Below are 21746 nucleotides of genomic sequence, written 5' to 3'. Positions count from 1 at the left end.
GCTCAGTTGATTAGGAGAAGATTGTCGGGCTTTTGGGGCGGTTATGTGGCGGCGCCTTCGCGTCTCTTCATCACGTTTCGAATCGTGTTGCTGATGTTCTCAAGGGTTGCCCCTAATGCTTCTGCTTGGTTGCTTGAGCTGAGACCTGCGTAGACCTGAATCGACTGCTGGCGCAGGTGGCTGAGGGCCCGCAGCAGTGCTGGCACGGGTACATCAAGCACCTTATATAACTCGGCCAAGGCAATCATTCCTTGCGGATCGGTGATCTCCCTTCGCTCTAGGGCCCTTCCATAAAGGCTGATGCGCAAGAAATGGAAGCAATCTCTCCAGCAGGCATCCGCCCGTTCCTGCGGGTGCAGTTTTCCTCCAGGTTTCACCAGGTCTGGTTCGTCCTGCAGCAACGCGGCCCGTGCTCGGCTGACCAGTTCAGGTAATTGCTCCTGCAGGGCGATCAGTGCGGTGGGTCCCACTCCTGACCAACGGCAACACATTTGAATCTCATCAGTGGTGAGCAGGCGTTTTTGGTGATCAGCCTCGGCAATGACCTGGCGAAGGGCATCGGGGATGGAAGGGTCTTGATCGAGCCCACACACCTTGGCTCGTTGCACTAAATCTTTGATTTGGTCTGCGTTTGTGGCTGTCATGACTCTGCATATCCAGAGGCCATTAATGGCAACACTGGGCATGCCGTCAGCCAGCCATGGCGTTCGAGATAGAACGCCCAGGTCAATTCCCCTGCAAGGCCTGGGCAGTGTTCCGGTACCGCTTCAGCCAGGGGTGATGCCACCCCGAGTGTCTGCAGAAGGTTCACGATGGCTCCCGCTTGGTCAATCCAGGTGTCGCGAATTGCAGCCCCGACAACCCAAGTCAGCTTCGTGTCCACCAGTGCGCAGGAGCTGCTCTCGCATGCCAGAAGAATGTTGCCGGGCTCAGTGATTGAGTGAAGTGTGTCTTGCCAGAGCGTTCGATCGTCCGGCTTCACGTTGATGCGCAGAACGCCGTCGCCGATGGACAGGCGAAGCTCCATGTCTGGAGCCAGCTTCGACGTGAGCGAACGGATGATGGCTTCAGACGATTGCGTCACCTGTCCTCCCCATTGCCCAACACAGTACCGCCGTTGTTCTTGAGATCAGTGACCCAATGATCAGGGATCTCAGCGCTGTGATCGTCCGTGTGTATGAACTGGAACGGACCTGCGATCGATCCTCATAGATGATCGTGTTTAGCCGGGTCGTACCCCCGGTCGATGGTGCTCATCCCGACATCCGTGAGCTCAAAGCTGCTCATGAGACACGAGGTTTTCCCCGCCGGGTTTCCAGGTAACGGCATCGAGGTTCAACCTCACCACGGAACCCCTCATTCGTTTTTTGCACTTGGTTAAGTGCACCCCTCCAGCAATGTGAGATCGGCTGCCGTGAGCTGGCTGCGTCACGGTGGGTTTTCGACGCTGCCCCAGAAGCGATGGTCGTCGCGGATCGCTTAGTTCAGGATCAACAGGCCACGCATCGGGCAGATGGTCGGCTGCAGCACCCGCACTCGGTAGGGCTCCTTTGAGGCGATGGCGTAGGCCTGCTCGAGCAAGAACGATCCCGTTAACCGGATGAGGGTCTCATTCATCGTGGTGTTGATCACAGCTTCATTCCTCAAACTGCTAGTTGAGATCTCCTTGCTGGACAACATCTTCACGATCGATACGATCCTCAAGGATTGTGTTGTCCTCACTCCTCATGACCTCTGGTGATGCCTCCTTGGCCACAGTGCATCAGCTCAGCCAACAGCTCCATATCGTGAGTGAGATTGCGGAGTCACTCACACTTCGGTTGCTGTCACTAGAACAGCGAATCCAGCAGCTCGAGGTTCAAGTCGACCAGCCGTCTGTCAATGACGAGGAGAGTCAACATCTTCTTACTGAAAGCAGCGACCGGTTGCGTCACCTGCATGGTTTGTTGTCAGAAGAGCATCCCGAACCTGAACTTCGTCTTGTTGAGGCATCCGAAGAGCAGGTCGACGAAACCGTGTATGTGGATGATCCCCAGATGGATCATGGAGACGAACAGATCGTTGACGATTCAGATCTTGATCAGGAACAGATTAATCTGCTCAGCGCCTGAGGAAATCAAGCTCTTGATTTAGGCCTCAAGATCAAGCAACCTCACGCGAAATCTGGCGACCTGCCGTGCTTGTTGGGGACTGGACTGGATGAATGGATGATCATCGAAGGTTTTGATCACCGTTTCAATTTGCTCATCAAGATTGAGCCCTGAGAGCAATCCTTTGACATGGCATGCTTTCCATGCAGGATCAAATGCCATCGCAAAGCCGTCGGCATTATTGAACTGACGATCGTCATTGACAGGAAAACGTATCAACGAACGAGTGGCGAAATGCCAGGACCCAGATTTGAACTGGGGACACGGCGATTTTCAGTCGCCTGCTCTACCAACTGAGCTATCCCGGCGCGTTGTCTGCGCGACATGAAGATCTTAAATCACCGTGTGCGTCCGAGGGGCGTTCTGCCCAGGCAGATCACTCCACTGACCGTCATTCTCCGGACGTTCAGGGCATCCATGGCAGCAAGGGCCGTGGCTCCACTGGTGAGGATGTCATCCACAAGCCAAAGTTCCGGCGCTTTCTCTTGGGTGCTAAGAACTGCTCGAGAGATCGCTACCCCTGGCTCTACAACAAAGCTTCCCCGTTGATTCGTCATCCTCTGCTGCCGGTTGAGATGGTGCTGACCGACGGTTGGACGTGAACGCTTCAGCAGCGATCGGGTGGTCCGCTGCAGGGATCGACAGATCATCAAGGGCAGTGGATTGCTTCTGGACTCGGCTTTCCAGCCGGGGATGGGAACCAGAACGGCATCGTTTGGCAGGGCTGCACCGAGGCCCTCGGTGAGTGCATGAAGAAGACGGCGATCCGGATGGCACCTCAGCTGCAGGATCAGGTTGCGCAGATCTCCCTCGTACCATCCCGCCGCCATCCAGCGGTAGGGACAAATTCCATGCAATCCTCGAGCAGGAAGGGCAAAGCGTTGCCAGCAGGCCAGACAGAACGGTCCTTGTCGAGGACAACGTTCAATCTCCCTTTTGCAGCGCGGGCAACAGAGCGTGGTGAGCAGATCCTTCAGGCAGTCCTTGAGGGGAGTCAGCAATGCATGCTCTTCAGCGCTATCTCAGGATTCCCCTCCAGTCACAGGCGCTGGCATGGCCCGGAGCATGGCCACGAGGGTTCTGTGCGCATCTTCGCTGTCAGTCAGTACATGATCGAAGGGGATGCGCACGGCCTGGTCATCCACGTCCAAGGTCATCGCGTTAGCTGTGACCTCTTTCATCGTTGCCGCTGTTGCGGATGGAACCCCGCCGTAATGGTGGGCGTAGCGCAGCACGGCATCGCTGTGGTCGTCATTCATATGACGGCAGATGCGGTCGCTGACTTCAGGAGTGAGAGGGTCGGCAGCCATGGGAATCGATAGCGGTCAGAGTGATTCAGCCGAAGCGCTGCCAGAGCAGCAGCGCCAGGCGGAAGCCGCTGAACCCCACATAGCCCGCGAGAACCAGGAACAGACCCACAGCCAGGACGTCACGCAGTCGGTTGGGCAAGGGTTCAGAGAAGCTCAACCAATTCTCACTCGGAATGGCTCGCCGCAGCGGCCTTTTGTTGCAGAGCGGTGAGCGCCAGACGGGCCACTCCTGCAGCCGGGGGGGTGGTGCAGCTGCGGATCGGCAGTCCCAGCATTCGTTCGCGAAGGCGACGCCATTGCGGATTTCTGGCACCCCCTCCCAGCGTCACGAGCCTATTGGGGGCTGGAGCCCCGAGTTGCTGCAAGCGCTGCCAACCATCTCGTTCAATTCTGCTGAGACCTTCGAGCAGTCCATGGAGATAGAGCGCATCACTCACGGGGCGAGGCGTGAGCACGGGCTCCTGGGCTGGATCATCCACCGGGAAGCGTTCTCCTTTGCAAGCCAGCGGTCGTAGATCAAGCCCGCTGGATGCTTCGGGATCGATCTGACGGCTCAGCTCTGTTAGGTCGATGCCTGGAAACACCTGAAGGAGCACGGCGCCTCCACTGTTCGACGCTCCACCTCCAAGCCAGCGGCCACCCACTCGGTGCGTGGAGGTGCCGGCCCCAGGCCTGAGTGGCTCATCCATGAATCGCTTGATCACCAAGGTGCTTCCCAGCACGGTGATGCCTTCATCGTCTGCTGCATCTGCCGTCAGCACCGCGGCGTTGGCATCCGTGGTGCCCGCGACCACGAGCAGGTCATCGGGTAAGTCGAGGTCTTTGGAGCGCTCTTTTGAAATCGTTCCCAGAGGCGATCCGCTGGGGCGGATGTCGGGCAACGACGCCATCCACGGTTCTGCGTGAAAGCTTTCCGGCCAGCACTGGCGTTGCAAAAGCCAGCCCAGCCTGATGTTGTTGCCTTCTTCTCCCCAGCGCCAATCCTGGAGAAGCCACCCATGCACCCAATCAGCCTGGTGTCTCAGCAAGACTGGTTGCCGATGGTGTTGCAGCAACCTCAGGGCACGGGCCAGGCTGCTGCTTGCGCTGCATGCAGGACCGTCCTCGGCGATCAGATCACGCACTTTCTCGATCTGTTCTGGACAGGCCTGGTGGTATGGCAGTGCGTCGCCAAGGGGGTCCCCCAGATGGGTGCAGGCGAGAAGCGTGCCGGAGGTTCCATCCACGGCGACAGCCCCCAGTTGTCTGCGGAGCGGCGTGGGGATGGATGGAATGAGCTCTGTCACAGCCCGAATCCAGTCAGACGGTGCCTGCAGACCCTGGCGGTAGAGGGTGGCGGCGCTGAACAGCAGCGACCGGCTGGAATCGATCACGGCGATCCTCACGCCACTTGTTCCCAGGTCGATGCCGAGGGCAAGCGGCGTGTTCGCCATGGTGTAAGTGCCTGTGATCAGAGGGTGTTGCCCTGTTGAAGACGGCTGGCTTCAGCCTGATGCAGGGTTGATGCTTTGTCTTCGACGTCTTCCCAGGGCAGCTTCAGGTCGGGACGGCCGAAGTGGCCATAGGCAGCGGTATCGCGGTAGAAGCGTCCTCCACTCAACGAGGGCATTTCACGCAATTTGAATTGCTGGATGATGGCTCCCGGACGCAGGTCAAAGTGCTGTTGCACCAATTCGGTGAGTTCCGCATTCGAAGCCTTGCCTGTTCCAAAGGATTCCACGAGGATCGAGACCGGCTTGGCCACCCCGATGGCATAGCTGAGCTGCACTTCAGCGCGTTGTGCAAGTCCAGCAGCCACAAGGCATTTGGCCACGTACCGAGCTGCATAAGCTGCTGAACGGTCCACTTTTGTGGGGTCTTTCCCGGAGAAGGCTCCACCGCCATGACGGGCATATCCTCCGTAAGTGTCCACGATGATCTTTCGGCCTGTGAGCCCAGCGTCACCCTGTGGCCCACCCACCACGAATTTTCCTGTGGGATTCACCAGATAGCGCGTGGAGTCTTTGGAAGGCTTCAGCGGAAGGTCGGCCGTTGCAGGCTCCACCACGTGGGTCCAAAGGTCGTCGCTGATGCGTTCGCGAACCTGCTGTTCGTCGTTCATTCCAGCAACCTCAGCGGTGTGCTGCGTTGAGATCAGGATCGTGTCAATGGCAACAGGCTTGTCGTTCTCATAGACCACGCTCACCTGAGTCTTGCCATCTGGAAGCAGGTAATCCAGGGTGCCGTTGTGACGCACTTCGGCCAACCGACGTGACAACCGGTGCGCCAGGCTGATCGGCAACGGCATCAGCTCCGGGGTCTCGTTGCAGGCGTATCCGAACATGATGCCCTGATCGCCGGCGCCGACTTTGTCGAGAGGATCTCCTTCGTGGTCATCTGCTTCATCGACACCTTGGGCGATGTCGGGCGACTGTTGATCAAGCGCGACGAGAACGGCACAGCTGTTGGCATCGAATCCGCCGGCCCTGGCACCGCTGTAACCGATCTCTCGAATGACATCGCGCACCAGATGGATGAAATCGACCTGTGCTTTGGAGGTCACTTCACCCGTGATCATGCAAAGCCCGGTATTGACCACCGTTTCACAGGCCACTCGGCTACTGCTGTCTTGGGCCAGCAGGGCGTCGAGAACGGCATCACTCACCTGATCACAGATCTTATCGGGATGTCCTTCTGTGACCGATTCTGAGGTGAAGACGTAGCGACTCATACCGGGCTGTCGAATTCGTCGGACTGTAAAGCGTGGAGTTCCGGCGTCATCGTTGTCCTGAAGGCTTCTCCAAGGTGAGGTCTTGCCAGTGATGAATCAGATGGTCATGAGCCGTGAGATCAGGGGAGCGATGCCAACCTGCCACGTAGCCAATAGCGGCTCCGATGCCTGCACGTTTGGCCATTAACAGATCGGTGTCGGCATCGCCAATCAGAGCGCAGCGATCGACCGATAGGTTCAGTTGTGCACACAGTGCGTGGACTGCAGCTGGATCTGGCTTGCACGGCCAGCATTCAGCACTCCATACCGCCGCAAACATGTCGGTGAGATTGTGATGCCGCAGAAATGTTTGGATGCCATTGGTGGTGTCATTGCTGATCACCGCGCAGATCACACCGGCCTCCCTCAGCGATCGAAGCATGGTGAAGGCTGCCGGCAGCATGGAAACGGGATGTCCATTGGGATGCTTTGCCTGCCACTGGACATCAACACAATTAAAAACGTCTTCCGCCATCAGCAAAGCCTTAGGCCAACCCAGGCCCATCTGTGCGAACACCGTGGCTGTGCTCAGGATGTTGTGCTGTCTTGAGGCCACAGCCAAGGTTCCGTCTGGCAGAACCCCCTCTCGGTTACGTCCGTAGGTGCGAACCAGCAACTCTTCAAGTTCGCAGATATCCGCGCTCGACGCTCCCTGAGCCGAGAACTGACGCTTTGCTTCTTCGATCCGAGCATCGGCCAGGCTCTTGAGCTGAGGCTCGCTGTGAGAAAGGGTGCCGTCCTTGTCGAACAGCACCCCGTCGATGGGACCAATGCTTTGGCCCCGGAGGTTGAAATGAGCCAAGGGGGCTCAGCAACTCAGACCATCATCGAGCCCAGGGGTTCTTCGCCTTCTTCGGCTTGTTCAAGCAACATCTGCTTGTAACGGGCGGCCATCTCTTCGGCCTTCTCGAACACTTTCTGAGGATCGGTGAGCATGTCGCCGGGCTCTGGCTCGAGGGCTTTGGTCGACAGCGAGATGCGTCCACGCTCGGCATCGAGATCGATAATCATCACCTTCATCTGGTCGTTCACATTGAGAACCGAGTGGGGAGTCTCGATGTGTTCGTGGCTGATTTCAGAGATGTGTAGCAGGCCGCTGACACCGCCGATGTCGATGAAAGCGCCGTAGGGCTTGATGCCACGAACGGTACCCACCACAACTTCGCCCACTTCCAGGCGATTCATCTTCCGTTCCACCAGCGCCCGGCGGTGACTGAGCACGAGGCGATTGCGCTCTTCGTCGACTTCGAGGAATTTCAGTGGAAGGAAATCGGCGACCAGCTCTTCCTTGGGCTTTCTGGTGCTGATGTGAGACCCAGGGATGAATCCACGGAGACCTTCAACACGCACCAAGGCACCACCGCGGTTTGTGGCAAACACCTCGGAATAGATCGTGGCATCTTCCTTCTGGAGTTGGCGAACCCGTTCCCAGGCGCGCTGATATTCAATTCTGCGGATGGAGAGTGAGAGCTGACCATCTTCGTTCTCCTCACTCATGATGAAGAACTCGCGGATCTCGCCCGGCTGAAGTACGTCGCTCAACCCTTCCACCCGGTTGATCGAGACTTCTTGAAGAGGCATGAAAGCCGCAGTTTTCGCGCCGATGTCGATCATGGCGCCCTTCGATTCGAGGGCAAACACCGTGCCGTTCACGATGTCGCCCGGCTTGAAGTTGTAGTCGTACTTGCTGAGAAGGGCTGCAAACTCATCCAGCGTGAAGCCGGCGTTGTCCATGTCCCGATTCGCCGCACGACTGCTGGGGTCGTCGGCGGTGGGGATGTCTTCGGGGATGCTGAGATCCTCATCCGTGCCGAAATCTGCCTGGTCGGCTGCCATCTCGGCTTCTGCTTCGGGCACGTTGGTGAGGGTTTCAGCCGTTTCCACAGCAGGATCCTGAACGGGATCAGTGGAGGTGACAGTCATGGAGGGGTGGCGGTCTGCCCGTTGAGCAGAGCGAAGGAAACTGGAGCAGGCCCGCCGACCTGGTCCAGGCAATCCCTCACTTTACAGAGTGGAGAGTCTGTCTCTTAAACCAGAGCTTCTATGCGGGTCTTCGAAGCGTTGATGCCTTCGAGCGTGGCGACGAAATCACTGACACCACTGAATTGTCTATACACCGATGCGAAGCGGATATAAGCGACTTCGCTCAATCCCTTGAGCTGCTCGAGCACCAGTTCTCCGATGTCATGGCTGGAGACTTCACGACCATTGCGTTGCTGCAAGATCAATTCCAGATCGTCCACGATCGTTTCGAGCCGTTCAGGAGCCAGTCCTGTTTTTTCGCACGCACGACTAAGTCCGTGAAGAAGCTTGCTGCGACTGAATGCTTCCCGGTTTCCATTCCGTTTGATCACAGTGATTGGAACGGTTTCTACTCGTTCGTAGGTCGTGAACCGGAATTCACAGTTCAAGCATTCCCTGCGTCGACGCACACTGCGACCGCCATCAGCTGCTCGTGACTCGAGCACCCGGCTATCCGTGTTTTGACAGGAAGGGCATTGCATGCCCGCGCACTCGAATGTGCACTAATCATACGGTTTGCGTCCACAGGTGAACAGAGCAGCAGTGATTTTCAGCGCAAGACATAAAAAAACCCCGCCGAATGGCGAGGTTTTGAGGACTACTTGCCAATCTTCGGTGGATCGCGGAAGGCGATAGCAAAGAAGAGAGTGGCAATCGCAAGGGTGAGGATGAGGATGTAAGCAAAGCTTTCCATCGGGTAACTCCTAAAGGGCGATTAGCTGAGAGGGGTTCCGGCCGGTGGCACAAAACCATCGGGCAGACGACGGGTGGAACGGTCTCCCAATTTTTGGAAGAGGCCGAATTCCACCTGTTCACCGAGGTCTGGATCGATACCGGCAAACACATCGCGGTACAGAGTACGAGCACCGTGCCAGATATGCCCGAAGAAGAACAGCAGTGCAAAGGTGGCGTGTCCGAAGGTGAACCAGCCACGCGGTGAGCTGCGGAACGTTCCATCGGAGTTGTAAGTCTCCCGATCAAACTCGAACGCTTCACCAAGTTGAGCCTTGCGAGCAAGACGCTTCACTTCAGCAGGGTCCGTGAAGGTTTGTCCATCGAGGGCACCACCAAACACTGTTGCAGTGATTCCTTGCTGTTCGAACGAGTATTTCGCTTCCGCACGGCGGAAGGGAATGTCTCCACGAACGATTCCATCGCTGTCTTCAAGAATGACGGGGAAGTTCTCGAAGAAGTTGGGAAGGCGTCTGACCTGGAGATCCCTTCCCTCTTTGTCTGTGAAGGAGATGTGGCCGAGCCATCCAGTGGGAAGACCGTCACCGTTCACCATCGGGCCGACGCGGAACAGACCGCCTTTGGCAGGACTGTTGCCGACGTAGTCGTAGAAAGCAAGCTTCTCTGGAATCGAAGCGTACGCTTCGGCTGCAGTGGCGCCTTGGTCCATCGCCGTTTGAACGCGACGGTTGATTTCCGTTTTGAAATAGCTCTGGTCCCACTGATAACGGGTGGGGCCGAATAGCTCGATCGGGGTGGCAGCTGCTCCGTACCACATGGTGCCGGCAACGATGAAGGCAGCGAAGAACACCGCTGCAATCGCACTAGCAAGCACCGTTTCGATGTTGCCCATCCGCAGGGCTTTGTAGAGGCGCTCAGGGGGACGCGTCGTGATGTGGAAAATTCCAGCAATGATGCCGACGATTCCGGCGGCAATGTGGTGAGCGACGATGCCCCCAGGGTTGAAGGGGTTGAATCCCTCAGGACCCCATGAAGGTTGCACCGGTTCGAGGTGACCTGTGATGCCGTATGGGTCTGAGATCCACATGCCAGGACCGAACACACCGGTGAGGTGGAACGCTCCGAAACCGAAGCAACCAAGACCAGCGAGGAGGAGGTGAATACCGAAAATCTTGGGAAGGTCGAGAGCAGGCTCCCCGGTGCGGGGGTCTTGCCAGATCTCGAGGTCCCAGTAGGTCCAGTGCCAGATGGCAGCAAGCATCAGCAGACCGCTGAACACGATGTGAGCGGCGGCAACACCTTCGAAACTCCAGAAACCTGGATCGACACCGGTGGCACCGGTGATGCTCCAACCACCCCAGCTGTCGGTCACGCCAAGGCGTGCCATGAAGGGCATCACGAACATGCCCTGACGCCACATTGGGTTCAGAACAGGGTCGGACGGGTCGAAGATGGCAAGTTCATAAAGGGCCATCGAGCCGGCCCAGCCGGCAACGAGGGCAGTGTGCATGAGGTGCACGGCCAAGAGACGGCCGGGGTCGTTGATGACGACGGTGTGCACCCGATACCAGGGCAATCCCATGGGTCAGGTTCGGGGGAACGGAGCTGTATAGACAGCCAGACCTGGCGATCGTAAGGCGTCCATCTCAGTGTGCGCGTGCCGTTGTCGCGAGCTGCAACGTCTGGAATCAGCATGGAGTGATTGCCGCTGGTCCGTTGGTCCCGTCTTCCCTGCGGTTCCAATGGCCTGCATGAGTCGAGGCGGGGGGGTTACAAAACGCAACCTCAGGGCCCAGAGTGATGGAGTTTTGGCGCTGTGCTTGCGCCTCCTCCAGGAGTTTCCATGCCTGTGATCCGGTTTGTACGTGAAGGTCGCGACGTGGAGTGCTATCCGGGAGAGAACCTCCGCGACGTGGCTCTTAGGGAGGGAATACAGCTGTATGGCCTGAAAGGCCAGCTGGGGAACTGTGGTGGATGTGGGCAGTGCATTACCTGTTTTGTTGAGGTCAAAGGGGATCAGGCGGCCGCCAACTCCCTCTCTGGCCGAACAGCTGTAGAGGATTCCAAGCTCCGCCGCCGGCCTGGTAGTTGGAGACTCGCCTGCCAGGCTCTCGTTGAACGTTCCGTTGTCATCCTCACAAGGCCGCAGGTGTCGATGGGTGATCAGCGCCGACGCATTGAGGCGGCTCTTAGTGCACCTCTACCGCCAGGGCCCACGGCATGGCCTGTGGTGGAAAGCAGTGAGGATGACGATGAAGGGGCTGGCGATGATGAGGATCTTCAAAAGCAGTCATCCACAGACGCACCTGCTACACCCGGTGACGAGCCGTGATGGGTTCGTGTCGAAGCCTTCCGAGCGGTGATACGTTCCATCAGGTTCTCGATCGTTCATGGAAACCAACGACCTCGGTTTCGTGGCCAGCCTGCTGTTTGTGCTTGTGCCGACCGTTTTCTTGATCATTCTGTTTATCCAAACCAACAGCAGGGAGGGGTGAGTCCCTCCTTGCTGACTGAAAGGGTTAGCTCCTCTCTGGTTCGCGTACGAGCAACACTGGAGCAGGGGCATGCACTCTGATGTAGTCACTGACGGATCCACCCAGCAGCTTGTCGAGATCAACCAGACCCCTCGCTACAAGAGGGCGTCGATCTTGAGAGGCGAGCACAACCAGATCAGCTTGGATTGTTTCTGCGGCTTGGCAAACGCCTTTCCCTACATCCGCATCCGTGACTTGCAGAGGGTTGAGTGTTACTCCGAGCATGCGTGCCCTCTGGACGGCTTGATCGAGCAGTGTGTCGCTAGAGCCTGAGGCCCCTCGCGATGGGGTCGGTTCAGTACGTGAAACGTGAACGCCTGTGAGTTGTCCCCCGGGGATATCCCTCACCATTTCGCAGGCCAGCCGAAGGGCGTCGTCCCCTACGCCAGTGCCGTCGATGGTCACCAAGACCCGATTGATATGCCGCACATAAAGGTCGTCGCGAACCAACAGCATGGGGCGCGTCGAAAGCTGAAAAACATACTGACTGGCGCTATTGGCAAGGATCGACTGCAGGCGTCCCAGGCCGCGGGAGCCCATCACAATCAGATCCGCGTCCAGTTCGTCAGCCACCTTGAGCACGGTTTGTTTGGCGTCTCCCTGGCGGATAATCGAATTCACGTCACCTGGGTTGAGGCCCAGCTTTTCAACGGCCTTGGCCAACAGGCTGCCCGCCGTGGTCCAGTGCTGGTCTGAGTTGTCCTTGCTCTGTTCGGACACCACGTGCAGCAAGTTCACTCTCGCTGTCTGAAACGCGGGCAGGTCACGCAGCATGCGGACCATTTCCTCGACGTGGCCTTTGCCGGAATCGGCGATCAACAGGTTCTTGAACACTGCATTGCTTCAGACATGCAGCAGCCTATGGCTGTTTCGTTGAGCCTTTTCGATGGTGAATGAGAGCGTTACGGCGATTCCGTTCCGTCTGTTCAAGCGTGTGCTTCCACAGCACACCGATCACGGTGGCGTGATGTGGCATGGGGGGTATGTGGCATGGCTCGAGGAGGCCAGGGTTGAGGCTCTCAATGTCATTGACTTTCCTTACCAGCGTTTTGTCGCCGCGGGGCTGGACATGCCGGTGGTACGTCTTGAAATCCGCTACAGAGAGGCCTTGCGGCTTGGTGATGAGGTTGTGTTGGAGTCAGTCCCGCACCCTCGGCTTGGTGTGCGCTGGCCCTGGACAACGCGCTTCATTCGCGCTGGCGTGTGCGTGGCGGACGCAACGGTTGAACTGGTTCTCGTTCAGGTGCAAAGCACTCTCAAGGTCGTGCGACACCCACCTGATGAGGTGGCGAAAGTTTTCGAGACGTTGACAGGCAGCAGAAAGGCACAGTCAAAATAAGTACATCTGTACTGTTTCGGGCGGTTGGATCGGTCTTGGTGGTGGGTATGGGCGGGTTGTCCTGGGATCGGCCCCGCGCGTATGCGACAGCTTGCAGACTTGTCTTGCGAGATGGCCTGTGGGTTGGCTGATCTCTGGGCTTGGCCTCTCTCCAGGTTTCGCGACGTCCTTGGCTGGCCAGAGTCATTGCTTGGCTCCCTGTCGAAGTACCGCGAAGAGTGCCCATCGCCTGGCAGTGTCACGGTTCCAGGTCATGCTTTGCTGCCGATGGACTCACTCTGGCCAGAGTCCCTACTTGATCTCGATCGACCGCCTCTCTCGTTGCAGTGGTGTGGTCGTCGTGATCTTTGGTCTTTGCTCTCCAGCCGTCAGGCCGTGGCTGTGATTGGTACCCGTCGACCCTCGACGCATGGGCTGCGAATGGCTGAGGCGCTTGGGCGTGCCCTCGCCTTCGCTGGGTGGCCGGTGGTGAGTGGGCTCGCAGAGGGAATTGATGCTGCTGTTCATCGAGCCTGTGTTCAATCCCAAGGGGTGCCTGTTGGAGTTCTCGGCACGCCATTGCACAGGGTCTATCCCTCCGATCATCGTGGGTTGCAGCAGTCCGTCGCGGAGACCGGGCTCCTGTTCACTGAGCTCAGGGATGACGCCAGGGTGCAGAAATCGACGTTCGCTCTCAGGAATCGATTACTGGTGGCTGTCGCCAGGGCTGTGGTGATTGTCGAGTGTCCCAAGGCGAGTGGTGCTTTGCATTCCGCTGCCATCGCTGAGTCGATGGCACGTCCGCTCTGGGTGGTTCCAGGCGATGCCCTGCGTCACTCCACAAAGGGCAGCAATGCACTCCTGCAAGGGAATGCTTCCGCTCTGGTTGATCTCGGGGCTTTCCTTGATGCGTTGGGACCTGGCCCCGTTCCCTGCAAGGACTCGATGGTCAGCCCAACGAGCTTGGATCCTTCTAGAGAGAGGCTCCTCCAGCAAGTGAATGACGGTGCCACTCTCGAGCAGATGGCGAGGTGTCTTCAGGAGGATCCCCAGCACATCGCCCAGACCTTGATGCAATTAGAGCTTGCCGGCGTCGTGATGCCGATGCCAGGCCTGCGCTGGCGCTCCGTTTAGGTTCTGCCCATGCAAACAACGCGTTGTTCCGCGCAAGACCTGCTCGCCTGGCGCCGCTCCAAGCTTGCGCAGGGTGGGCGAGCTGTTGATTTCGACTGGCTGCTGATGATGCAGGGCGATCTCAGCTGGGCTGCACTGCAGAAGATGCTCATCCTGCCGGAATCAACCGTTCATCTCGCTGCATCCCTCACTGAATTGGAATCGTTGTGGCATCGCCATGTCACGGAGCATGTCCCCCTGCAGCACCTGGTGGGCCGATGTCCATGGCGTGATGTGGAGTTGCAGGTCAGCGCAGCAGCGCTGATCCCTCGCCAGGAGACCGAGCTTCTGATTGACCTAGCTCTTCAGTGCCTGAAGCATTCCGATTCAGATGCTCTCCCTCAGGCCGGGTTCTGGGCTGATCTCGGTACGGGAAGTGGAGCCATTGCTGTGGCGCTTGCCCGCTCTTTGCCTCGCTGGGAAGGACACGCCGTCGATCTCAGTGCCGAGGCTCTTGACCTGGCGCGGGTGAACCTGCGGTCACTCGCGCCTTCGAACGGATGGACGCTGCATCAGGGCAGCTGGTGGGAGCCCTTGCGTCACTTGTGGGGCATGTTGCATCTGGTGCTTTCCAATCCTCCATACATCCCTCGCACTCAGGTTCATGGTCTCGACCCGGTGGTTCGTGACCATGAACCTCATTTGGCCCTCTCGGGCGGTGATGACGGGCTGGATTGCTTACGCGCCATCATTGACGAAGCGCCAAGGGCGCTTGCCCCAGGGGGATGGCTGTTGGTGGAGCACCACCACGATCAGTGCGATGCTGTTTTAACGCTGATGCGCGATGCGGGCCTCGATGCCCCCCAGGCCAGGCCTGACCTTCAGGGGGTGATGCGCTTCGCATTGGCACGGCGTCCCTTGCGAGGGTGAGATCTTTCCAGGCGATGGCCATGACTCCGTTAGATGGACAATTGATGGCAGTTGAGGAGATTGCCGGGCACCTTTGCCGCGGGGGCGCTGCACTCTTGCCCACGGATACGCTTCCGGCATTGGCATGCACTCCTTCCTCAGCGGCCCAGATCTGGACGTTGAAACAACGCCCTCAGGACAAACCGTTGATTCTGATGGCGGCAGAGGTCAGCGATCTACTCGACCTCACCACCGTTATCGCCAGGGAGGATGCCCGGCCTCTGGCTGATCGTTACTGGCCTGGGCCGCTCACGCTGGTTCTACCCGCCGAAGGGACGCTGACGAATCACCTCAATCCCGGCCAAGACACCCTTGGCATGAGGATTCCTGCCTGTGCAGTGACCCGATCTCTCCTTGCACGCTGTGGTCCATTGGCCACCACGAGCGCCAACCGATCCGGCGCAACTCCCAGTTGCAGCGCCGAGCAAGCGGCCGCGGCGTTCCCAGCTCTTCCCCTGCTTGCCCCTTTACCGTGGCCCCAACCATCGGGTCTGGCCAGCACCGTTCTGAAGTGGATCTCCCCGGGGTGCTGGCAGACGCTGCGACAGGGCGCTGTGATGATTCCAAACGGCACCTCTTAACGCGATGCTCTGGTTGGTAGCGCTCGTGCTTGTTCTCCAGACGGCTTTTCACTGGCTTCTTGAGCCGGTGATTCGTCTCCTTACCCCGCTGTTTGAGCTGAACGTGCTGCCCTGGCTGTTCGCATTCACAGGGGTATGGCTCCTTGCTGGGCACCGTGATCGCGATCGTCCCTGAAGGATTCATTCCCCGTTGGAAGCCGGCTGACGGATTTGAACCGACGGCCTTCGCTTTACAAAAGCGCTGCTCTACCGCTGAGCTAAGCCGGCATTGAAGGAAGTTTACCGATGGGTTGACCGTGGGGATCTTTTGATTGACTCAGCCACCAGAGAACCAGTTCCAAACGCGAGCGGCAGCCTGTTTTCATGAGCGCATGGCTGATATGACTCTCGATGGTTCGAATGCTGATCATCAAGGTCTTGGCCATGGCTTTGTTGGACATGCCATGGAGCAGAAGCTGAATCACGCCGATCTCTGCCTGGGTGAGGTTGGCTGAATGCGCCATGCCGAAGGGTCTCGCTGCCGCGAGGATTCCACGGTTCAGCCGCCAGGTTTCGAGGAGGCCATGGATCGCCGGATCGGCAGATTGGCCACAAGGGCTGTCACGCGATCTTCGGTTTCGAGAGTGACATCACCCTCTTCAAGATCGACGTCGACGTATTTGGCGACGACCTCGAAAATTTCACGGCGCATCTGATCCAACTGCTCGGGACTCAGATCGCTGCGATCGTGAGCCAGTACGAGCTGGAGGCGTTCTCTGGCCGTTGTGGCACTGGCCGGCTGGCGACCAAGAATTCGATCCAGAAGGTCCTGAAGAGTCATGGCGTTCAGAAGATCTTGGTTTGCATCATTCGGCGAACCTTGGCACGCAGTCCCGTTCGCCCTTCCAGAGCGGGATCCATCAACGGCACGTCCTCACCCTGAAGGCGTCGGGCGATGTTCGTGTAGGCCCTTGCTGCAGGCGACGCACTGCCGTTGAGGGTGAGCGGTTCCCCTCGGTTCGTGCTCACAATCACTTGCTCATCCTCGAGAACGAGGCCCAGCAATGGCAGCGCCAGGATGTCGGTGACATCGTCGACAGCAAGCATCTCTTGATTGGCCATCATCCGGGGGCGAACCCGGTTGAGGACGAGCTGCACGGGAGTGACTCCCCGCGTGTTCAGCAGACCGATCACGCGGTCTGCATCCCGCACCGCTGATACCTCGGGAGTTGTGATCACGATGGCTTCTTTGGCAGCGGCCGCAGCATTCTTGAATCCGTCTTCGATGCCTGCAGGACAGTCGATGAGGACGTAATCGAAGCGTTCGGAGAGCATGCCGACGATGGCTTGCATGTCCTCAGGTTTCAGCCACTCGAGCATCCGTGGATTTCCCGCCGGCAGCAAGGCGAGATTCGGCTCTTGTTTGTGCTTCACCAAGGCCTGGTCTAGGCGGCATGTTTCAGCCAGTACTTCCTGGGCTGTGTACACGATCCGGTTTTCGAGGCCGAGGAGTAGATCAAGGTTTCGCAGTCCAAAATCAGCATCCAGCACCACCGTGCGCGCACCCTGCCTGGAGAGTGCGATGCCGAGATTGGCAGTGAGCGTTGTCTTACCAACGCCTCCTTTGCCTGAGCAGATCAGGATCGTTCGCGAAATCGTCACGGGGTCCCGGTTGGTTGGGCCACATTAATGGCTTCGATCGGCTATAGAACTTTTCCGGTGATTCGCTTGATCATCCTGTGAAGGGAGGCCGGGCCGGCTCGATGGCAATATCACCATCCCGGATGCAAGCCTGTTCAGCCTGTCCGGCCATCGGAGGCTCTTCCGGACCTCTGGCGACAAGTTCTGCAATGCGCAGCTGCAGCGGCCTCAGCTGCAGCGCGATGATCCGTGCCGACAGGTTTCCAGCGGCCCCGGCATGGGCGCGTCCGCGCAGGCGGCCCCAAACGTAGACATTGCCCTGAGCAGTAACGGAAGCTCCTGGGTTGACGTCCCCAATCACCAGCGCATGCCCCTCGCTGCTGAGGTGATCCCCGGATCGAAGGGTTCCCCGGTGAATCCGCAGGTCTCCTCGCCTTTCATCGGTTTGGGTTCCACCGGTCTCTTCTTCTGTGTCTGCCATCGGCCGGTGGCCAGTCGGAAAACCAAGAGCAGCGGCTCCGATCTGCGTTTTGGGGCAGTGGGTGATGATCTGCTGCACTGTGTATCCCTCTCGCCCGAGGGCCTCCATGAGTTCAGTGAGCTCTCGACAACCCATCGACCAGTCACCCATGTCGAGGTCGACGGATCCCACCGGTAGAGATTCCCGCTGGTCCGGAACCCACTGATTCCAGTGACAGCTCTTGTGGGGCGGGAGGATCAGGACACGTTGGGCCTGTGACGGGGATGCCGCTTTCATCGCCAGCCGTTTCCTGCTTGAAGAGGCGAGATCTCCTGTCTCACCCTGGCCTTCAGCTCGGCGGCGATCTGCCGGGGGTGGATCAACCAGGCCGATTCCGCTGGCGTGGCCAAGCTGCTCACGAGTGCTGACTCCTGCTCTAAAGCCTGCAGGCTATGCCCATCCCAGAGCCGCAGGCCTCCACGGTAGGGGTGATAGCCGTGAAGCTGATGTTGCCGCAGCCCGCAGCAGAGGGTGGGCTCCAGTCCAGCTGCTTCCGACATTGTTTGAGCGGCAGCGAGCAGTTCCAGTCGATCGGAAGAGTGAAGTGCACTCACATCGAGGGCTTTCAGCAGCCGGCGATTGAGAAAGCGATCGCACAGGCTCGCCAGGGGGGCAGGGGCATCGGCCTGCCAGCGCTGCAGGTGATAGCCGACGCGAAGGTCGTCGTTAGCGAGGTAGCTCTCGAGATCAAGTCGTTCGGTCTTCCACAGCCAACGGTGCATCGTGGAATCCGCCCAGATGCGGTCTGGACCGAGATGGCGAGCTTCCTGAATGAGACGCTCCAGCAACCAGTTGCACATCACGTTCAGCCGGTGGTTGTAAACGCTGCGGTACATCAGGTTGCGAACCACCAGGTAGTGCTCCACCGCCATTAATCCTTTCGGATGAATGGCCAGCTCTCCATCAGGGGCAAGGGTTATAGCGGCAAGAATGCGATCGAGGTCAAGCTGCCCATACCGAGCACCCGTGCTGTAGCTGTCCCTCAGCAGATAGTCGAGGCGATCACAATCCAGCTGGCTGCTGACCAGGGATTTGATCACCCCGCGTTCTGCCTGGCCATGTTCGAGGAGATCCGCAACCGCATCAGCGGTACCTGCGGCGTAATTCTCCAGGGAATCCCGGATCTGAGGATGCTCTCGGATCACCCGCGCAGACCACTGCTCGTGGTGGGTGCCGAACATCTCTTCCCCGGTGTGGCTCAGCGGGGCATGCCCCAGGTCGTGCAGCAGAGCGGCCCCGTAGAGAACACCCCGTTGCTGCTCTAGTGAGGGATCCAGCGTTTTGAGCCTTTCCATTGCCCGTCGAGCAATGGAAAACACACCAAGGGAATGGGTGAATCGACTCGACTCGGCTCCATGGAAGGTGAGGAACGCTGGTCCGAGCTGCCGGATCCGGCGTAATCGTTGAAACGGTGATGAGTCCACCAGCGAGAGAACCATGGCTTCCGCTGGATCTCTTGCATCGAGGCTGATGCCTCGATGCAATGGGTCGTGGTACGTGCGGGATGCCATTCAGCTTGGTTGCGATGCCACGTCTGTGCTGTCCAGAGGCTGGATCTGGTCGCTCGGATGCTCCTGTTCGATCAGTGCCTGAAGCACTCGCTCGGCGTCATTCAGCCAGCGATCGCCTTCGCCTCCGGGGTTGAGAGGTTCTGGTTGATCCAGGATCCGGTCGGGTTGGATGCCTTGCCCTTGGATGTCCCGTCCGCTTGGGGTGACATATCCCGCCACCGTGACAGCCAGACCACTGCCATCACTCAGGTTGGTGAGGGTCTGAATCAGTCCCTTTCCAAATGTGTGGTCCCCAAGCAGCAGAGATCGTCCATCGTCTTGGAGTGCGCCTGCCAGGATTTCGCTGGCACTTGCAGTTCCACTGTTGACAAGGGTCACCATCGGTCCGCTGTACAGCTCCCCAGGGCCTGACTGAATGGGATCGGCGATTCCGTCGCGATTGCGTGTTTCCACGATCGGCTCCTGATCCAGGAACACATCAGCCACCGCCAGTCCGGCGCTCACCAACCCACCGGAGTTGTTCCGGAGATCCAGCACGAGTCCCTCAACGTTCTTGTCGGAAAGCTCTTCGAGAGCTGCCCTCACTTGGGAAGGAACGCCTTCACTGAACTGCGTGATGCGCAGGTAGCCCAGGGTGTGGGCATCACTGCGCAGGCGGCGTGTCCTCACAGGCCGGAGGTCAATGGTTCGCCTTTCAAGGCTGATCTCTTTGCGTTCTCCCTCGGGAGACATCAATGTCACCAGAACTTGACTGCCCACGGCTCCCCGAAGGCGAGCTGCGGTCGCTTCCAGCCCGAGAGCGTCGACACCTTCGCCATCCACGGCAAGGATTTCGGTCCCACTGACGACGCTGGCATCGGCCGCGGGTGAGCCCTCGAGAGGAGCAATCACCACGATGGCGTCCCCGTCAGGCGGATGTCCGAGTTGCAATCCCACACCACTGAGGCTTCCCTCGTTGCTGGCTTTCATCACGGTGTAGTCGTCAGGCCTGAGCAACCGCGTGTAAGGGTCATTCAGGGGCAGCAGCATGGTTTCGATGGCGCTGTACGCCTGCTCACTGGTTTCAATGGTGTTTTCCAGTGCTTTTTGACGAAGCCGCTTCCAGCGGATTGTTTCGAACTTCTCAGGATCGACGTAGCTCTGATTCACAAGACGCCAGCTCTCCACCACCAGCTGCTGGGCGTCATTGAGAGCGAGGGCCTGAGGTGCGGCAAGCAGGCTGATCAACACACCGATGAACAGGCCAGATGCAAGGCGCTGCAACTGATTTGACCAGCTGTTAACAGTCGGCAACATTGGCTTCATTCTTGCGCGCCTTCCTGAGTGTCGTCGGTAGACTCTCGCAATCCAAGCCCATAACTGCATGGCGAACTCCTCACCCGTCTACGACTGGTTCCAGGAACGTCTTGAAATTCAGGACATTGCTGATGACATCAGCAGCAAGTACGTGCCCCCTCACGTCAACATCTTCTATTGCCTGGGTGGCATCACCTTGGTCTGCTTCCTGATCCAGTTCGCCACTGGGTTTGCGATGACCTTCTATTACAAGCCCACCGTTGCTGAGGCTTACAGCTCCGTTCAGTACCTCATGACTGACGTGAGCTTCGGATGGCTGATCCGTTCGGTGCATCGCTGGAGCGCCTCGATGATGGTGCTGATGCTGATCCTGCACGTCTTCCGTGTGTATCTCACCGGTGGTTTCAAGCGTCCACGTGAGCTCACCTGGGTGACCGGCGTGACGATGGCCGTGATCACGGTTTCCTTCGGAGTGACCGGATACTCCCTCCCCTGGGACCAAGTTGGTTACTGGGCCGTGAAAATTGTTTCGGGTGTTCCGGCTGCCATTCCTGTGGTCGGTGATTTCATGGTTGAACTGCTCCGTGGCGGCGAGAGTGTTGGTCAGTCAACGTTGACTCGCTTTTACAGCCTTCACACTTTCGTGATGCCTTGGCTGCTTGCGGTGTTCATGCTCATGCACTTCCTGATGATCCGGAAGCAGGGCATCTCCGGTCCGTTGTGATCCGTTTCAGTCTCTGATCGTTCCTGATCAGGTCATTCAGGTCTGTCTAAGGTTTTTTCATCTCCCGTTGATCCATGCACATTCTCAAGAAGCCGGATCTCTCAGATCCCAAGATGCGTGCCAAGCTCGCCAAGGGCATGGGACACAACTATTACGGAGAGCCGGCCTGGCCTAACGATCTCCTCTATATCTTCCCAGTTGTCATCCTCGGAACGATTGCTTGCGTGGTCGGTCTTGCCGTCCTTGACCCTGCAATGTTGGGTGATAAGGCTGATCCCTTTGCCACTCCTCTAGAAATTCTTCCCGAGTGGTACCTCTACCCAGTTTTCCAGATCCTGCGTGTGGTTCCCAACAAACTGCTTGGAATCGCTTTGCAGACTCTGGTTCCTTTGGGACTGATGCTGGTTCCCTTCATCGAGAGCTTCAATAAGTTCCAGAATCCTTTCCGCCGTCCGGTGGCCATGGCTGTGTTCCTTTTCGGAACCGTCACCACGATCTACCTCGGTATTGGTGCTGCTCTGCCAATCGACAAATCCCTCACCCTTGGATTGTTCTGACGTCCTGATTTCTTCAGTTCGACATCAAGCCCGGTCTATGACCGGGCTTTTCTGTTTTGAAGCATCCTCTCGTGCCACG

At 58.3% G+C, this 21746-nt stretch carries 29 protein-coding genes and 2 tRNA genes; 10 read left to right on the top strand and 21 right to left on the bottom strand.

What is annotated here, in order from left to right; translation table 11 throughout:
- Nucleotides 1–41 precede the first annotated feature (41 nt).
- From ACLM45_RS06530 to ACLM45_RS06520, 3 genes are all read right to left on the bottom strand, one after another.
- A complete protein-coding gene (locus ACLM45_RS06530; protein WP_415411193.1) occupies nt 42–644 on the bottom strand; it encodes a phycobilisome polypeptide in 603 nt (200 codons plus the stop codon).
- Nucleotides 641–1084 (bottom strand): hypothetical protein, encoded by a 444-nt coding sequence (locus ACLM45_RS06525; RefSeq protein ID WP_415411192.1) that lies wholly within the window; start codon nt 1082–1084, stop codon nt 641–643. The genes ACLM45_RS06530 and ACLM45_RS06525 overlap by 4 nt, the downstream gene beginning before the upstream one ends.
- 395 nt (nt 1085–1479) lie before the next feature.
- Nucleotides 1480–1617, bottom strand: a complete 138-nt coding sequence (locus ACLM45_RS06520; protein WP_415411191.1) for a hypothetical protein — start codon at nt 1615–1617, stop codon at nt 1480–1482.
- A gap of 95 nt (nt 1618–1712) precedes the next feature.
- Here ACLM45_RS06520 and ACLM45_RS06515 point away from each other — a divergent pair, with 95 nt between their 5' ends.
- The gene (locus tag ACLM45_RS06515; protein ID WP_415411190.1) at nt 1713–2111 is read left to right on the top strand and encodes a hypothetical protein; all 399 of its coding nucleotides are present in this window, start codon (nt 1713–1715) and stop codon (nt 2109–2111) included.
- Nucleotides 2112–2385: 274 nt separating this feature from the next.
- Here the strand turns inward: ACLM45_RS06515 and ACLM45_RS06510 are convergent.
- The 10 genes from ACLM45_RS06510 to psbB all read right to left on the bottom strand — a co-directional run bounded on the left by ACLM45_RS06510 (nt 2386) and on the right by psbB (nt 10506).
- A tRNA-Phe gene (locus ACLM45_RS06510) sits at nt 2386–2458 on the bottom strand.
- A 30-nt stretch (nt 2459–2488) separates the two neighbouring features.
- Entirely contained in the window at nt 2489–3151 is a 663-nt protein-coding gene (locus ACLM45_RS06505; protein WP_415411189.1) for a ComF family protein, read from the bottom strand.
- Between the two features lie 21 nt (nt 3152–3172).
- The gene (locus ACLM45_RS06500) at nt 3173–3460 is read right to left on the bottom strand and encodes a DUF2470 domain-containing protein (RefSeq protein WP_006042129.1); all 288 of its coding nucleotides are present in this window, start codon (nt 3458–3460) and stop codon (nt 3173–3175) included.
- A gap of 164 nt (nt 3461–3624) precedes the next feature.
- Nucleotides 3625–4893 (bottom strand): FGGY-family carbohydrate kinase, encoded by a 1269-nt coding sequence (locus tag ACLM45_RS06495; protein WP_415411188.1) that lies wholly within the window; start codon nt 4891–4893, stop codon nt 3625–3627.
- 17 nt (nt 4894–4910) lie between these two features.
- Complete coding sequence (gene metK, locus ACLM45_RS06490; protein ID WP_415411187.1) at nt 4911–6170, bottom strand: methionine adenosyltransferase; 1260 nt, start codon at nt 6168–6170, stop codon at nt 4911–4913.
- Nucleotides 6171–6216: 46 nt separating this feature from the next.
- Complete coding sequence (locus ACLM45_RS06485) at nt 6217–7011, bottom strand: HAD family hydrolase (RefSeq protein WP_415411186.1); 795 nt, start codon at nt 7009–7011, stop codon at nt 6217–6219.
- A 14-nt stretch (nt 7012–7025) separates the two neighbouring features.
- Complete coding sequence (locus ACLM45_RS06480) at nt 7026–8132, bottom strand: 30S ribosomal protein S1 (protein ID WP_415411185.1); 1107 nt, start codon at nt 8130–8132, stop codon at nt 7026–7028.
- Between the two features lie 104 nt (nt 8133–8236).
- Nucleotides 8237–8713 (bottom strand): transcriptional regulator NrdR, encoded by a 477-nt coding sequence (gene nrdR / locus ACLM45_RS06475; protein WP_006042123.1) that lies wholly within the window; start codon nt 8711–8713, stop codon nt 8237–8239.
- 116 nt (nt 8714–8829) lie between these two features.
- Nucleotides 8830–8925 carry a photosystem II reaction center protein T gene (locus ACLM45_RS06470; protein ID WP_006042122.1) on the bottom strand — a complete coding sequence of 32 codons (96 nt, stop codon included), beginning with the start codon at nt 8923–8925 and terminating at the stop codon, nt 8830–8832.
- 21 nt (nt 8926–8946) lie between these two features.
- Nucleotides 8947–10506 (bottom strand): photosystem II chlorophyll-binding protein CP47, encoded by a 1560-nt coding sequence (gene psbB, locus ACLM45_RS06465; RefSeq protein ID WP_415411184.1) that lies wholly within the window; start codon nt 10504–10506, stop codon nt 8947–8949.
- A 261-nt stretch (nt 10507–10767) separates the two neighbouring features.
- Here psbB and ACLM45_RS06460 point away from each other — a divergent pair, with 261 nt between their 5' ends.
- Together ACLM45_RS06460 and psbM are read left to right on the top strand one after the other, a co-directional pair.
- On the top strand, nt 10768–11256 hold the full coding sequence (locus tag ACLM45_RS06460) for a 2Fe-2S iron-sulfur cluster-binding protein (RefSeq protein WP_006042120.1): 489 nt from the start codon (nt 10768–10770) through the stop codon (nt 11254–11256).
- Between the two features lie 58 nt (nt 11257–11314).
- Entirely contained in the window at nt 11315–11419 is a 105-nt protein-coding gene (psbM, locus tag ACLM45_RS06455) for a photosystem II reaction center protein PsbM (protein ID WP_006042119.1), read from the top strand.
- Between the two features lie 24 nt (nt 11420–11443).
- Here the strand turns inward: psbM and ACLM45_RS06450 are convergent, their stop codons facing one another.
- Nucleotides 11444–12292 carry a universal stress protein gene (locus ACLM45_RS06450; RefSeq protein WP_415411183.1) on the bottom strand — a complete coding sequence of 283 codons (849 nt, stop codon included), beginning with the start codon at nt 12290–12292 and terminating at the stop codon, nt 11444–11446.
- Nucleotides 12293–12344: 52 nt separating this feature from the next.
- Here ACLM45_RS06450 and ACLM45_RS06445 point away from each other — a divergent pair, with 52 nt between their 5' ends.
- The 5 genes from ACLM45_RS06445 to ACLM45_RS06425 all read left to right on the top strand — a co-directional run bounded on the left by ACLM45_RS06445 (nt 12345) and on the right by ACLM45_RS06425 (nt 15614).
- Nucleotides 12345–12797 carry an acyl-CoA thioesterase gene (locus ACLM45_RS06445; protein ID WP_415411182.1) on the top strand — a complete coding sequence of 151 codons (453 nt, stop codon included), beginning with the start codon at nt 12345–12347 and terminating at the stop codon, nt 12795–12797.
- 81 nt (nt 12798–12878) lie between these two features.
- Nucleotides 12879–13910: a DNA-processing protein DprA gene (locus ACLM45_RS06440; RefSeq protein ID WP_415411181.1), complete on the top strand. Its 1032-nt coding sequence runs from the start codon at nt 12879–12881 to the stop codon at nt 13908–13910.
- Between the two features lie 9 nt (nt 13911–13919).
- Nucleotides 13920–14819 carry a peptide chain release factor N(5)-glutamine methyltransferase gene (gene prmC, locus ACLM45_RS06435; RefSeq protein WP_415411180.1) on the top strand — a complete coding sequence of 300 codons (900 nt, stop codon included), beginning with the start codon at nt 13920–13922 and terminating at the stop codon, nt 14817–14819.
- Nucleotides 14820–14839: 20 nt separating this feature from the next.
- Nucleotides 14840–15439 carry an L-threonylcarbamoyladenylate synthase gene (locus tag ACLM45_RS06430; RefSeq protein WP_415411179.1) on the top strand — a complete coding sequence of 200 codons (600 nt, stop codon included), beginning with the start codon at nt 14840–14842 and terminating at the stop codon, nt 15437–15439.
- Nucleotides 15440–15443: 4 nt separating this feature from the next.
- Entirely contained in the window at nt 15444–15614 is a 171-nt protein-coding gene (locus tag ACLM45_RS06425; RefSeq protein WP_006042113.1) for a hypothetical protein, read from the top strand.
- Nucleotides 15615–15634: 20 nt separating this feature from the next.
- Here the strand turns inward: ACLM45_RS06425 and ACLM45_RS06420 are convergent.
- The 7 genes from ACLM45_RS06420 to ctpZ form a co-directional block, all read right to left on the bottom strand.
- Nucleotides 15635–15706, bottom strand: a tRNA-Thr gene (locus ACLM45_RS06420).
- Nucleotides 15697–15942 carry a response regulator transcription factor gene (locus ACLM45_RS06415; protein ID WP_006042112.1) on the bottom strand — a complete coding sequence of 82 codons (246 nt, stop codon included), beginning with the start codon at nt 15940–15942 and terminating at the stop codon, nt 15697–15699. The genes ACLM45_RS06420 and ACLM45_RS06415 overlap by 10 nt, the downstream gene beginning before the upstream one ends.
- Before the next feature lie 35 nt (nt 15943–15977).
- Nucleotides 15978–16259 carry a cell division topological specificity factor MinE gene (gene minE / locus ACLM45_RS06410; RefSeq protein WP_006042111.1) on the bottom strand — a complete coding sequence of 94 codons (282 nt, stop codon included), beginning with the start codon at nt 16257–16259 and terminating at the stop codon, nt 15978–15980.
- Nucleotides 16260–16264: 5 nt separating this feature from the next.
- Nucleotides 16265–17080 carry a septum site-determining protein MinD gene (gene minD / locus ACLM45_RS06405; protein WP_415411178.1) on the bottom strand — a complete coding sequence of 272 codons (816 nt, stop codon included), beginning with the start codon at nt 17078–17080 and terminating at the stop codon, nt 16265–16267.
- 70 nt (nt 17081–17150) lie between these two features.
- Entirely contained in the window at nt 17151–17816 is a 666-nt protein-coding gene (gene minC, locus ACLM45_RS06400) for a septum site-determining protein MinC (protein ID WP_415411177.1), read from the bottom strand.
- Nucleotides 17813–19090 (bottom strand): HD domain-containing protein, encoded by a 1278-nt coding sequence (locus ACLM45_RS06395; protein ID WP_415411176.1) that lies wholly within the window; start codon nt 19088–19090, stop codon nt 17813–17815. The genes minC and ACLM45_RS06395 overlap by 4 nt, the downstream gene beginning before the upstream one ends.
- Complete coding sequence (gene ctpZ, locus ACLM45_RS06390) at nt 19091–20386, bottom strand: carboxyl-terminal processing protease CtpZ (RefSeq protein ID WP_415411175.1); 1296 nt, start codon at nt 20384–20386, stop codon at nt 19091–19093. It lies immediately after the preceding gene.
- A 67-nt stretch (nt 20387–20453) separates the two neighbouring features.
- Between ctpZ and petB the strand changes: the two genes are divergently transcribed.
- Both petB and petD read left to right on the top strand, forming a co-directional pair.
- The gene (petB, locus tag ACLM45_RS06385) at nt 20454–21110 is read left to right on the top strand and encodes a cytochrome b6 (protein ID WP_006042106.1); all 657 of its coding nucleotides are present in this window, start codon (nt 20454–20456) and stop codon (nt 21108–21110) included.
- Between the two features lie 74 nt (nt 21111–21184).
- Nucleotides 21185–21667: a cytochrome b6-f complex subunit IV gene (gene petD, locus ACLM45_RS06380; protein ID WP_006042105.1), complete on the top strand. Its 483-nt coding sequence runs from the start codon at nt 21185–21187 to the stop codon at nt 21665–21667.
- The last annotated feature ends 79 nt before the right edge of the window (nt 21668–21746 follow it).

The organism is Synechococcus sp. A10-1-5-9 (assembly GCF_047716785.1).
Classification (GTDB): domain Bacteria; phylum Cyanobacteriota; class Cyanobacteriia; order PCC-6307; family Cyanobiaceae; genus Synechococcus_C.
This window is presented reverse-complemented; position numbering and strand designations above follow the sequence as displayed.